Genomic DNA, 12,173 nt, shown 5'->3' with positions numbered 1-12,173 from the left:
CGATTACTTATTTAACGAATTAGAGAGGAAGCAAAATGTCAGATCCGATGCGCGTACGAGCAACTGAGAGCGGCGGTGTGGTGGATGTCAAAATCCTAATGAAACATGATATGGAAACTGGTCAGCGCAAAGATGCGTCTGGCAAGGCGATTCCAGCATGGTTTATTAGCACCGTAACTGCCAAAGCCAATGGTAAAGATGTCTTTGTGGGCGAATTTGGCCCAGCAGTATCCAAAGACCCATTCTTGAATTTCAAGTACAAAGGCGCCAAAGGCGACAAAGTCACCGTTAGCTGGGTTGATAACAAAGGTGGTAAGCGCACCGATGAGGCAACCGTTTCGTAATTGATCGTTTGTAGTTCACTGATTAATAACAAGAAGAGGGATATCATGAGACAACACTGGACTCGCGGGGCGCTTATTGTGTCATCGCTATTTGTTCTGCAAGCATGTACTACACCTGAGCCACCTAAGAAAGCGGCGGCTCCTGCTCCGGCGCCTCAAGCAGCCGCACCGGCTGGCGCACCAACGGCTGAGATTGAGAAGTACCGTGCAATGATTGCTGATGGTAATCCCTCTGATTTGTATGAAATGGCTGGCGAAGAGCTTTGGAAGAAAGCCATGGGCCCCAAGAATGCCACTCTAGAAAAGTGTGATCTTGGTTTGGGACCTGGTGTGGTGAAAGGCGTTTATGCCGTGTTACCCAAGTACTTCAAAGATACCAATAAAGTCCAAGACCTTGAGTCACGCATTGTGACCTGCATGGAACGCCTACAAGGTTTTGATGCAAAAGAAATCATTGCCGGTAGTTTTGGAAAAGGTAAGCGCAAAGACGTTGAGGCGATTGTGGCTTATGTGGTTGCTAACTCCAAAGGTGCAACCATTAATGTTTCCATGAAGCACCCCAAAGAGAAAGAAATGTACGAGCTTGGTAAGAAGTCATTCTTCTATCAAGCCGGTCCGATGGATTTCTCATGCGCTTCCTGCCATGCTGATCCTGGTAAGCGGATTCGCTTGCAAGATTTGCCTGATTTAACCCAACAAAAGGGCGCCGCGCTCGGTTGGGGTGCTTGGCCAGCGTATCGCGTATCAAGCGGTACCTTCTGGACCATGCAATACCGTTTGAACGATTGTTATCGTCAGCAACGTTTCCCAGAGCCGATCTATATATCCGATGACACGATTGCGGTATCGATGTATATGGCCGTCACGGCAAATGGCGGCAAGATGGCCGCTCCTGGTTTGAAACGCTAATCGCTGGAGAACAACATGAAGAATAAATATCTAATTACAGCAGCAACATTATTGGCGTTACCCATGGGGTCTGCCTTCGCCGATGCAAAGTTTGACAAGATGATGAAGGATAGTTTTCAAACGAAAGGCATTGCCTCGATTGATCGTCTCAAGCAAGACGCAGCACAAAAGTATTGCTCTGATCCTGCAGTATTGGCAGGCAAGGGCAACCCTAAGCAGGCTGAGTCGATTCAGAAGGCCAATATGGCAAGTATTAAGCAACCCGCTGATGGCAAATACATCGGCGACTGGAAGGCCGGTGAGCGAGTTGCGCAGAGTGGTCGCGGCGCGACCTGGAGTGATAAAGCGGATGCGGTGAATGGTGGTGGTTGCTATAACTGTCATCAAATTAATAAAGCAGAACTTTCCTACGGAAACATCGGCCCAAGCCTCTGGAACTACGGCAAGCTACGCGGTTACAGCAAAGAAGTTGTGACCTATACCTGGAATCGAATCTATAACTCCAAGGCTTATAACGTGTGCAGCAATATGCCGCGCTTTGGTCACTTCAATTTGTTGACCGAGAAACAAATGCAAGACGTGATGGCCTTGTTATTAGATCCGAACTCCCCCGTTAATCAGTAAACCAATTTCAAAGGAGTTGTATGTCTTTTAGTAGACGGGAGTTTCTGCAAGCCCTTGCAGTGGCATCGGCTGGTGGAATGAGCTTGCAGTCCAATTTTTCTCATGCTCAAAGTGCTGCACAGAAGTTTTATGACCTGCCAAAGTTTGGCAATGTGCACTTCTTGCATTTCACGGATTGCCATGCGCAATTGCTCCCAATCTACTTTCGTGAACCCAATGTCAATTTAGGCATTGGCGCACAAGAGGGCAAGCCACCCCATTTGGTGGGTGAGTATCTATTGAAGTTCTATGGAGTGAAGCCTGGCACGCGTGATGCCCATGCCTTTACCTATTTAGACTTCGCTTCTGCAGCGAAGACTTATGGCAAGGTCGGCGGCTTTGCTCATCTTGCTACTTTGGTAAAACAAATTAAGGCGAGCCGACCTGGCGCTTTATTGCTTGATGGGGGCGATACCTGGCAAGGCTCAGGAACGGCATTATGGACCAATGGTCAGGATATGGTAGATGCCTGTCTAGCGATGGGTGTCGATGTGATGACCCCCCATTGGGAAATGACCTTGGGTGAGAAACGCGTCATGGAGATTGTGGAGAAGGATTTCCGGGGCAAGGTCTCGTTTGTGGCTCAAAACATTAAGACTGCCGACTTTGGTGACGCAGTCTTTGCACCGTATGCGATGAAGACCATGAATGGTGTTCAGGTTGCCGTAGTTGGCCAGGCATTCCCCTACACACCGATTGCGAACCCGCGTTATTTCACGCCCAACTGGACCTTTGGTATTCAAGAAGAGAATATGCAAAAGGTAGTGGATGAAGCCCGTGCGAAGGGCGCAAAAGTAGTTGTGGTGCTCTCACACAATGGTATGGATGTGGATTTAAAGATGGCCTCCCGCGTACGGGGCATTGATGCCATCATGGGTGGACACACGCACGATGGCGTGCCAGCCCCCGTGAAAGTGAAAAATCCAGGTGGCGTCACCTTAGTTACGAATGCTGGATCGAACGGTAAGTTCTTGGGCGTTTTGGATTTTGATGTGAAGGGGGGCAAAGTAAGCGACTTCCGCTACAAACTTCTACCGGTATTCTCCAACTTATTGCCCGCAGACGCAGGGATGAGTGCTTTGATTAAGAAGATTCGGGCACCGTATGAGTCTAAGCTTGCTGAGAAGCTCGCAGTGACCGATGGCCTCTTGTATCGCCGTGGTAACTTCAATGGTAGTTTTGATCAAGTGATCTTAGATGGTCTCTTAAAGCAAAAGAATGCGGAGATCTCATTCTCGCCCGGCTTCCGTTGGGGCACCTCCTTATTGCCTGGTGAGTCGATCACGATGGAGCATCTACTCGATCAGACCGCGATTACTTATCCCTACACCACGGTCACCAATATGAGTGGTGAGATGATCAAAACCGTATTGGAAGACGTCGCTGATAATTTATTCAACCCCGATCCCTACTACCAACAGGGTGGTGATATGGTGCGGGTCGGTGGCTTGCAATATACGATTGATCCAGCGGGTGGTGCTGGCAAACGCATTTCTGAGATGCGCTTAAATGGCAATCTGATTGAGGCAGGTAAGACCTATAAAGTAGCTGGCTGGGCGCCGGTTTCGGAAGAGGCAAAGAATGCCGGCGGCGAAGCCATTTGGGATCTAATGGCACGTCACTTACGGGAGGTGAAGACCATTAAGGCCGTGAAGCTTAATGAGCCTGTCATTAAAGGTGTCAAGGGTAATCCGGGGATGGCCCCTATTTAGTCGTTCCTTTTTTAACTGGAGGATGGTATGAAAGCATTCGTTCGTGCAGTATTGATGGGCTTTCTAGCCATCGCTTTAACAATTGGCTCTAATTTAGCAAAAGCCGAATCAACCCGGGTGGTTTATCACATCGATGATGCGGCTACCCAAGGCTTAAAAGGCTTACGCAATATACGCAATCACCTCGATGTCTCACCACAGACCAAAATTATTGTGGTGACCCATGCCAACGGGGTCGATATTCTGATGGAGGGTGGCAAAGACAAGAATGGAACCGAATACGCTCCACTGGTTGCCGCCTTAAAGTCTCGTGGGGTACGTTTTGAAGTCTGCGAGATTACCCTGCGCAACCGCAACCTCAAGCGCGATCAATTTATCCTAGATGCCGAGTTCACCCCCTCTGGCGTGGTTCGGATTGCTGACCTGCAATTTAAGGATAAATACGCCTATATCCGGCCCTGATTACTCATTGCTTTATAACTTTTGCTTATATTAGCATTACGGAATAATCTTGATTTTGGCTTCTAAAACACTGATTTTGCTGTAGTTTTTTAATTCAGTCCGATAGAATCACATCTTCAGAAATTGATACATACAAATACTATGAAGACTTTATCGACCTTAGCAATTTTCATCGGTGTTATAGGTGGATTAGCCGCGCAGCCTGTCGTGGCTGCGCCCAACCTTGCCAATGGCAAGAAGATTGAAGATACCAAGTGCTATCAATGCCATGCTGAGAAGTCTGGCTTGGGTGATGGCACTTTGATTTACACCCGCAAGGATCGTCGGGTGAAGGGCTTAGATCGCTTGAAAGTGATGGTCGCACGCTGTAATACCGAATTGCGCCTAGATTTATTCCCAGAGGATGAAGCCGATGTGGTGGCTTACCTCAACCAGCAATACTACAAATTTAAACCTTAGGGATCATCATGACTGATTTATCACCAGAGCAGATTCGCTCTCTGGGTAGTCAGGCTTTGCTGATTACCTTTGCCATCACTGCAGTGTTGGGTGCCATCATGCAGCGCACGAACTTTTGCACACTGGGTGCCGTATCCGATGGCCTCCTAATGGAAGATTGGTCTCGTATGCGCCAATGGTGCTTAGCGATTGGCATCGCAATACTGGGGGTTGCTACGATGTCCCACCTTGGATGGATTGATGTCACCAAATCCCTCTATACCGGTAACCGCGTGCTTTATCTATCGACCCTAATCGGTAGCGTTCTATTTGGGATCGGGATGGTTCTGGCATCCGGATGCGGTAGCAAAACCCTAGTTCGGATCGGCAGCGGCAATCTGAAATCCATCGTGGTATTTATTGTGTTGGGACTCGTTGCCTATATGACCATGCGTGGATTTTTAGGAGTTTTACGAACCAATTCGATTGACCAAGTGGCATTCAATCTCAAAACTTCACAAGATTTGCCAAGCGTTCTCTCAGCGAGTGTTGGTATGGGTAAAGAGCAATTGCGTTGGATTCTGTCCATTGTGATTGGTGGCGCCTTCATTGCCTACGCGCTCCTAAAGAAATCCTTTTGGACTATTGATAATCTCTTAGCAGGAGTCGGGGTTGGCTTGGCGATCACCGCTATTTGGTGGGTATCCGGGCACTTTGCGCATCTTGAAGAGGACCCCAATACTTTGCAAGAAGCATTCTTGGTGACAAACTCGGGTCGGATGGAAAGCCTTTCATTTGTGGCGCCGTATGCCTATTCCTTGGATTGGTTAATGTTCACGAGTGATAAGTCTAAAGTGCTCACCATTGGCATTGTAGCGGTCTTGGGCATGATTGTTGGCTCGGCGATTAGCGCCATCATCAGTAAGCGTTTTCGTTGGGAAGCATTTCGGGGGGTGGAGGATACCGCCAATCATCTCGTGGGTGCCGCGCTGATGGGATTTGGTGGAGTCACTGCGATGGGGTGTACGGTCGGGCAGGGCTTGAGTGGAATATCAACTTTAGCACTCAATGCATTTATTGCACTCCCTGGATTTTTCATGGGAGGCTATTTGGGGCTTCAATACTTACAGTGGCGCATGAGTCCAAAACCCTGTTAAGTATTAAAATGATGTCATGACAGTCGATTGGACATCCTTTACCCCGGGGCCCGCTCTAGTAGGCGGTATTTTGCTGGGAATTGCGGCTGCGCTATACGTTCTTATCAACGGCCGCATTCTCGGAATCAGTGGCATTTTGGGTGGCTTGATTGGCCCCAAGAAAAGCGATTGGTTATGGCGCGCCAGTTTCATATTGGGATTGTTAACCGCCCCTTTGTGGGGAAAGTATGTGTTTCAGATGAGTACAACCGCAGTCATTGATGCGGATTACATCACGCTCATCGTAGCTGGTTTATTAGTAGGCTTTGGTGCTCGCTATGGATCGGGCTGCACCAGTGGTCACGGCATTTGTGGTTTATCGCGCCTGTCACCACGTTCCTTGCTGGCGACCCTCACATTTATGGGTTGTGGATTTTTAGTGGTATATCTCGTGCGGCATTGGATCTAAGTCGATGAATCAAAATCAATCCTTCTTTTCAAACGGTAGCGAGTATCTCATCGGAGTTTTATTTGGCCTCGGTTTAATGATTTCAGGCATGACCAATCCTGCCAAAATCTTGGCCTTCCTTGATCTGGCTGGCAACTGGGATCCATCTCTCATTTTTGTGATGGGCGGTGCTGTGCTTGTAGGGCTCATTGCTTTCTACTTAGCCAAGAAACGCACCCAGAGTTTTTTGGGTGGCGCAATGCATATCCCAACTCGGCGCGACATTGATCGTCCCTTAATTATTGGTAGTGCAATGTTTGGTGTGGGTTGGGGACTTGCTGGTTTTTGTCCGGGGCCTGCGCTGGTCTCTCTTGGTTCCGGTGAAACCAAAGCCTTAGTTTTTGTCGTCGCCATGGTTGCGGGTATGTGGTTGTTCGAGCGAACCCAGAAAAAGTCTGTTTAAATTCTTGATGAGATATTTGTAAGGATCCTATGAGCGTTCATATTTCATGTCACAACCCCAATTTTGGAACCGCTGGTCAAATTGAGCCGACCGATGTGGCTCAAATTGCACAGCAGGGTTACAAGAGCATTATTAATAATCGCCCAGATGGTGAAGAGGGCCCAGAGCAACCTAGCAATGCTTCCATCGCTGCCATGGCCAAAGAGCATGGCCTTGAATATGCCTACTTACCCGTGGTGAGCGGTGCAATTACTCCCGAGCAAGTGGTGGAGATGGCCAAGCTCCTTAAGGCAATGCCGCAACCGATCTTAGCCTTTTGCCGCTCGGGCGCGCGCTCAACCTTTTTGTATCAACTGGCCTTACAAAACTCTTAAGTATTGCCATGGCAAGCCTTCTCAGTGCAGACGAGCGCTTGGCCATTGCTACTGATCTAGCGCATTGGGCAATGGTTGCTAATCGCGATGCCATTACCCGTTCGTACCAGTTTAAGGATTTCAAGGAAGCTTTTGCATTCATGACACAGTGCGCACTCATGGCTGAGCAAATGAATCATCATCCCGAGTGGTTTAATGTCTGGAATCGGGTTGAGGTTACGCTCTCGACCCATGATGCTGGCGGTCTCACAAAACTTGATCTGGATTTGGCGCGATCCATGGATCGATACGCCAGTGCTCTCTTAGCAAAATAATCCCCATGCGTACGTGGCACACGAAACGAAATTGTTCGTTCACGCCACGCCAGGTTGGCTATTTCTATTTATCGATGTTTCTGTTTTCATCGTTTATTGCCACCTACTTCTTGCTTCATGGCGTTTGGATGATTTTGATCTTCACCCTGATTGAGTTAACCGTATTAGGTATTGCGCTGATCGTCTACGCACGTCATGCGCTCGACTACGAATCAATTGCCATCGATGGCACGGCCCTAAAGATTGAGAAGAATATTGGCGGAAAGATTGAACGTCACGTATTTAATACCCGTTGGCTAACGCTCACACAAGAGGAGAGCGGTAAGCGTTTAATTCGGGTGGAGGAGAGAAGCAAGGAAATGCCGATCGGTATCTTCGTGCCTCTTGATGCAAGGCCTCAGTTCTACCGGGATCTGCGCGCCCAAATACGGATGGAAGCATAAGCCTAGAGGTAAACTAGCGCTTTGCTTTGTCATTTAGAACTCCTCAATCATGCGCATTGAAATTCCTGCCGATAAGAAATTTGTTCATGAAACGATCATCCCATTACGTTGGGGTGATATGGATGCATTTGGTCACGTGAACAATACACTTTACTTTCGGTACATGGAGCAAGGCCGTATTCATTGGATTGAGTCTTTTGGATTCGGTGCGCATCACGATGAAGGTGGTGCCTTAATTGCAAACGCATTTTGTAATTTCTATGCCCAAGTAAGTTACCCTGCTGATATTGTGGTGCGTACCTATATTGGTAAAGTGGGGCGTACCAGCGTGGATACCTATAACCTCATGTCGCTTGCGAGCAATCCAGAAGAACTATGTGCAGCCGGTGGCGCAACCTTGGTGTGGGTTAATCTCAAGACTAATCGTCCTGCACCGTGGCCAGAACCAATTAAGCAAAATTTAGGGCTGCGTTGAGTTCCGCTTTACTCTCCCCCGAGACCTTGGGTCAGAGCTTAGGTCAGTTTGATTGCATTATTGATGCGCGCTCACCTGCTGAGTATGCCTTAGATCATATTCCAGGCGCGATCAATTGCCCGGTATTAAACAATGAAGAGCGTGCTACTGTTGGCACACTGTATAAGCAAGAGTCTCCCTTTGCAGCCAAGAAATTAGGTGCTGCTCTGGTTGCTAAAAATATTGCCAGTCATTTGCAAGAACACTTTATTCAAAAGCCGCGTGAGTGGCGACCTTTGGTGTATTGCTGGCGGGGCGGGGAGCGAAGTGGTGCCTTTGCTCATATTCTGCAACGAATTGGTTGGAAGGCCCAGCAGCTGCAAGGTGGCTATCAAGGGTATCGGCGTCAGGTGGTTGCTGATCTTGAGCGATGGGCGCCACATGCAAAGTTCACCGTTATTTGTGGCATGACTGGCACCGGCAAAACTCGTTTATTACTAGCCTTAAATAGTCACGCTCAAGTTTTGGATCTCGAGGGTCTCGCGGCCCATCGTGGCTCAGTGCTGGGTGGCTTGCCTAATGAAGTGCAGCCCAGTCAGAAAATGTTTGAGAGTCGCCTATGGAATGCGTTACGGCAATTTACATTTGATCAAACCATTTATGTCGAGTCGGAGAGCAAGAAGGTGGGTTGCTTGCATATTCCAGATGCTCTGATGGATCAAATTCGGCAGGGGGATTGTGTTGAAATCAAAGCGGATCGCTCGGTGCGGGTCGATGTACTGATGGAAGAGTACGTCCATCTCTTAAGTGATCATGATGGGCTGCGGCATTTGCTGAGTCTGTTGACGCAACGTTATGGTAAGGAACAAATTACCAAATGGCAGCAACTGGCCGCTGAGGGGCGCTACCCAGTATTGGTTGAAGAATTACTGATTAAGCACTACGATCCAGCGTATCAAGATTCAATTGCTCGTAACTTCAGCCAATTTCAAAATGCTCGCACTCTCACGGTTCAAAGTGCGCAGCAGGCAAGCTATCTTGAATTAGCGCAGCAACTTTTGTAATCTAGCTAAACGCCTGAATTCCCGTTTGGGCTCGACCCAGAATGAGGGCATGAATATCGTGCGTGCCTTCATAGGTATTAACCACCTCAAGATTGAGCATGTGACGGATCACACCGTACTCATCCGAGATACCATTCCCGCCCAACATATCGCGTGCCATGCGGGCAATATCAAGCGATTTGCCACAAGAGTTGCGCTTCATGATGGAGGTGATCTCAGGGGCAGCGGTTCCTTCATCCTTCATGCGCCCCAATCGCAGAACGCCTTGCAGTGCTAAGGTAATCTCAGTTTGCATATCGGCTAATTTTTTCTGGATGAGTTGATTGGCTGCTAAAGGTCTGCCAAATTGTTTGCGATCCAAGGTGTATTGGCGCGCTGCGTGCCAGCAAAACTCCGCGGCACCGAGTACTCCCCACGAGATGCCATAACGCGCCGAGTTCAGGCAAGTGAAGGGGCCTTTCAGACCCGTAATTTCTGGGAACTCATTTTCGGCAGGTACAAATACTTCATCCATCACGATTTCACCAGTGATCGAGGCGCGCAAACCTTGCTTACCAGTGATTTTGGGGGCGCTTAAACCCTTCATGCCCTTTTCAAGGATGAAGCCCCGAATCTGATCATCATCGTTCTTTGCCCATACCACAAATACATCAGCAATCGGGGAGTTAGAGATCCACATCTTGGAGCCTGTGAGCGAGTATCCACCAGGAACTTTCTTGGCGCGTGTGATCATGCCACCAGCATCAGAGCCGTAATTGGGTTCTGTTAGACCAAAACATCCAATCCATTCACCAGTGGCTAATTTAGGAAGGTACTTTTGCTTTTGAGCCTCGCTACCGAATTCGTAAATGGGTACCATCACTAAGGAGGATTGCACACTCATCATGGAGCGGTAGCCAGAGTCAACTCGTTCAATTTCACGGGCAATGAGGCCATAGGAGACGTAATTGAGGTTAGCGCCACCGTATTCCTCGGGAATGGTAATGCCAAGTAGGCCCAATTCACCCATTTCTCGAAAGATAGTGGGATCGGTTGTTTCAGAGCGGTAGGCCTCATGCACCCGCGGGCCCAGCTTCCCCTGAGCATACTCACGGGCCGCATCGGCAATCATGCGCTCCTCGGTGGTCAATTGGTCTTGCAAGAGGAGGGGGTCTTCCCAATGAAACTGCGGCTTACTCATTATTTACCTATTCTGTGAATTCATGCCAATACCGCTATTCTATGAAATATTTCCCCTTTTAACCGCCTCACCGAACCTATAAGGCCCTAACACCCCATGCGTCGCCAGTATCGCTATTACGACCTAATCCTGGGGGCATTCGTCGCGGTGCTGCTTTGCTCAAACTTCATTGGAGCCGGTAAGGCGGCGACGGTTGAGCTGCCATATTTTGGTTACGTCATCTTTGGCGCCGGGATTCTATTTTTCCCCATCTCATACTTCTTTAGCGACATTCTGACCGAGGTCTATGGCTATGCCTATGATCGTCGCGCGGTGTGGGCTGGATTTACGGCCCTTGGCTTTGCTGCCATCATGGCCTTGATCGTGATCGCGCTACCAGTGGCACCGGGATCCTATATGGCGAACTATCAGCATGGTCTAGAAACGGTCTTTGGTAATTCTTGGCGGATCGCATTGGCTTCCATGCTGGCATTTTGGTGCGGCAGTTTTACGAATAGTTATGTGCTGGCCAAGATGAAGATCTGGACCCAAGGGAAGTATTTATGGACCCGCACAATCGGCTCAACGGCGGTTGGTGAGCTGGTGGATTCTTCATTATTCTATTTCTTGGCCTTTTATGCGATTTGGCCCACGAATGAGATTATTCAGGTAGCGATTGCACAATATATCCTCAAAACCTCGTGGGAGATTTTGGCAACCCCGCTGACCTATGCGGTGGTGGGATACTTGAAGCGTAAAGAGAACGAGGATTATTACGACACCAATACTAATTTCACACCATTTCAATTAAAGGTAGATCGATGATATTTAAAGACCCAAGAATTCATCCCAGTCAAATCACTCCTCGTGCGATTGTTGAGAACCGTCGTCAATGGTTAAAAGCCATTGCCCTGGGAAGTGCAGCAGTGGGCATGGGATCCTGGCTTGAGCGCGATGCCTTTGCTAAAACAGCAGCGCCCCGCGAGAAGCTTCCGGCAAAGTTTAATGAACAGTACTCCACCCGCGAGACCCAAACCTCGTATGAGGAAGCAACCACCTACAATAATTTCTATGAGTTTGGAATGGATAAGGATGATCCTGCCAAGTTTGCCGATCGTTTACAAACTAGACCCTGGACCGTATCAATCGAGGGGATGGTAAAAAAACCGGTCACACTCGATATTGATGCACTACTGAAGTTGGCACCCATGGAAGAGCGCGTTTATCGACTGCGCTGCGTGGAAGGTTGGTCGATGGTGATTCCATGGAATGGCTATGCCTTATCGCACCTTCTCAATCGAGTTGAGCCCCTGGGCTCTGCCAAGTATATCGAGTTTATTAGTCTGGCTGACCCTAAACAGATGCCTGGATTAAAGCGACCCGTACTCGATTGGCCTTATCGTGAGGGTCTGCGGATGGATGAGGCCATGAACCCATTAACTCTGCTCACATTTGGGATGTACGGTGAGTTATTACCCAAACAAAATGGCGCTCCCATTCGTTTGATCGTACCCTGGAAGTATGGCTTTAAGAGCTCCAAATCCTTAGTAACGATTCGCTTGACCGAGAAACAACCGCTCACGAGCTGGAGCGCATCCGCACCACGCGAATATGGTTTTTATTCAAACGTCAATCCAGCAGTGAGTCATCCACGTTGGAGTCAAGCCACGGAGCGTCGCATTGATGGTCGGGGGATCTTTGCGCCCAAGATTAAAACCGAGCCCTTTAATGGCTATGGCGAGTATGTTGCCAAGCTCTATGCAGGGATGGATTTGCGTAAGTTTTACTAA

Annotated in this window: 17 protein-coding genes; 16 read left to right on the top strand and 1 reads right to left on the bottom strand. The window is 48.7% G+C overall.

From position 1 onward, the window contains the following. The first annotated feature begins 35 nt into the window (after nucleotides 1-35). The 14 genes from soxZ to mnmH all read left to right on the top strand — a co-directional run bounded on the left by soxZ (nucleotide 36) and on the right by mnmH (nucleotide 9,224). Nucleotides 36-344 (top strand): thiosulfate oxidation carrier complex protein SoxZ, encoded by a 309-nt coding sequence (gene soxZ / locus QUE66_RS04935; protein WP_286222979.1) that lies wholly within the window; start codon nucleotides 36-38, stop codon nucleotides 342-344. 45 nt (nucleotides 345-389) lie between these two features. Continuing rightward, a complete protein-coding gene (gene soxA, locus QUE66_RS04930) occupies nucleotides 390-1,253 on the top strand; it encodes a sulfur oxidation c-type cytochrome SoxA (RefSeq protein ID WP_458574816.1) in 864 nt (287 codons plus the stop codon). A gap of 15 nt (nucleotides 1,254-1,268) precedes the next feature. Beyond that, on the top strand, nucleotides 1,269-1,877 hold the full coding sequence (gene soxX, locus QUE66_RS04925; protein ID WP_458574799.1) for a sulfur oxidation c-type cytochrome SoxX: 609 nt from the start codon (nucleotides 1,269-1,271) through the stop codon (nucleotides 1,875-1,877). 20 nt (nucleotides 1,878-1,897) lie between these two features. Further along, entirely contained in the window at nucleotides 1,898-3,628 is a 1,731-nt protein-coding gene (soxB, locus tag QUE66_RS04920; RefSeq protein ID WP_286222978.1) for a thiosulfohydrolase SoxB, read from the top strand. 27 nt (nucleotides 3,629-3,655) lie between these two features. Next, on the top strand, nucleotides 3,656-4,090 hold the full coding sequence (locus QUE66_RS04915) for a DsrE family protein (protein WP_286222977.1): 435 nt from the start codon (nucleotides 3,656-3,658) through the stop codon (nucleotides 4,088-4,090). A gap of 141 nt (nucleotides 4,091-4,231) precedes the next feature. Next, on the top strand, nucleotides 4,232-4,549 hold the full coding sequence (locus QUE66_RS04910; RefSeq protein ID WP_286222976.1) for a hypothetical protein: 318 nt from the start codon (nucleotides 4,232-4,234) through the stop codon (nucleotides 4,547-4,549). Between the two features lie 8 nt (nucleotides 4,550-4,557). Further along, complete coding sequence (locus tag QUE66_RS04905; RefSeq protein WP_286222975.1) at nucleotides 4,558-5,685, top strand: YeeE/YedE family protein; 1,128 nt, start codon at nucleotides 4,558-4,560, stop codon at nucleotides 5,683-5,685. A gap of 16 nt (nucleotides 5,686-5,701) precedes the next feature. Beyond that, a complete protein-coding gene (locus QUE66_RS04900) occupies nucleotides 5,702-6,133 on the top strand; it encodes a YeeE/YedE family protein (RefSeq protein WP_286222974.1) in 432 nt (143 codons plus the stop codon). Nucleotides 6,134-6,137: 4 nt separating this feature from the next. After that, nucleotides 6,138-6,575, top strand: a complete 438-nt coding sequence (locus tag QUE66_RS04895; RefSeq protein ID WP_286222973.1) for a YeeE/YedE family protein — start codon at nucleotides 6,138-6,140, stop codon at nucleotides 6,573-6,575. Between the two features lie 29 nt (nucleotides 6,576-6,604). Further along, nucleotides 6,605-6,949: a protein tyrosine phosphatase family protein gene (locus QUE66_RS04890; RefSeq protein ID WP_286222972.1), complete on the top strand. Its 345-nt coding sequence runs from the start codon at nucleotides 6,605-6,607 to the stop codon at nucleotides 6,947-6,949. 8 nt (nucleotides 6,950-6,957) lie between these two features. After that, nucleotides 6,958-7,263, top strand: a complete 306-nt coding sequence (locus QUE66_RS04885; protein WP_286222971.1) for a 4a-hydroxytetrahydrobiopterin dehydratase — start codon at nucleotides 6,958-6,960, stop codon at nucleotides 7,261-7,263. Nucleotides 7,264-7,268: 5 nt separating this feature from the next. Next, nucleotides 7,269-7,706, top strand: coding sequence for a DUF2244 domain-containing protein (locus QUE66_RS04880; RefSeq protein WP_286222970.1), 438 nt, complete (start codon nucleotides 7,269-7,271; stop codon nucleotides 7,704-7,706). 49 nt (nucleotides 7,707-7,755) lie between these two features. After that, complete coding sequence (locus QUE66_RS04875) at nucleotides 7,756-8,181, top strand: acyl-CoA thioesterase (RefSeq protein ID WP_286222969.1); 426 nt, start codon at nucleotides 7,756-7,758, stop codon at nucleotides 8,179-8,181. Further along, on the top strand, nucleotides 8,178-9,224 hold the full coding sequence (mnmH, locus tag QUE66_RS04870; RefSeq protein WP_286222968.1) for a tRNA 2-selenouridine(34) synthase MnmH: 1,047 nt from the start codon (nucleotides 8,178-8,180) through the stop codon (nucleotides 9,222-9,224). The genes QUE66_RS04875 and mnmH overlap by 4 nt, the downstream gene beginning before the upstream one ends. Before the next feature lies 1 nt (nucleotide 9,225). Here mnmH and QUE66_RS04865 read toward each other — a convergent pair whose 3' ends face one another. Then, complete coding sequence (locus tag QUE66_RS04865; RefSeq protein ID WP_286222967.1) at nucleotides 9,226-10,404, bottom strand: acyl-CoA dehydrogenase; 1,179 nt, start codon at nucleotides 10,402-10,404, stop codon at nucleotides 9,226-9,228. 96 nt (nucleotides 10,405-10,500) lie between these two features. Here QUE66_RS04865 and QUE66_RS04860 point away from each other — a divergent pair, with 96 nt between their 5' ends. Together QUE66_RS04860 and msrP are read left to right on the top strand one after the other, a co-directional pair. Further along, nucleotides 10,501-11,208 (top strand): queuosine precursor transporter, encoded by a 708-nt coding sequence (locus tag QUE66_RS04860; protein ID WP_286222966.1) that lies wholly within the window; start codon nucleotides 10,501-10,503, stop codon nucleotides 11,206-11,208. Further along, nucleotides 11,205-12,173: a protein-methionine-sulfoxide reductase catalytic subunit MsrP gene (msrP, locus tag QUE66_RS04855; protein ID WP_286222965.1), complete on the top strand. Its 969-nt coding sequence runs from the start codon at nucleotides 11,205-11,207 to the stop codon at nucleotides 12,171-12,173. The genes QUE66_RS04860 and msrP overlap by 4 nt, the downstream gene beginning before the upstream one ends.

This window comes from Polynucleobacter sp. HIN6, from assembly GCF_030297575.1.
Lineage (GTDB): Bacteria > Pseudomonadota > Gammaproteobacteria > Burkholderiales > Burkholderiaceae > Polynucleobacter.
Note: the sequence above shows the minus strand (reverse complement) of the source record. Positions and strands in the feature narration are given on the sequence as shown.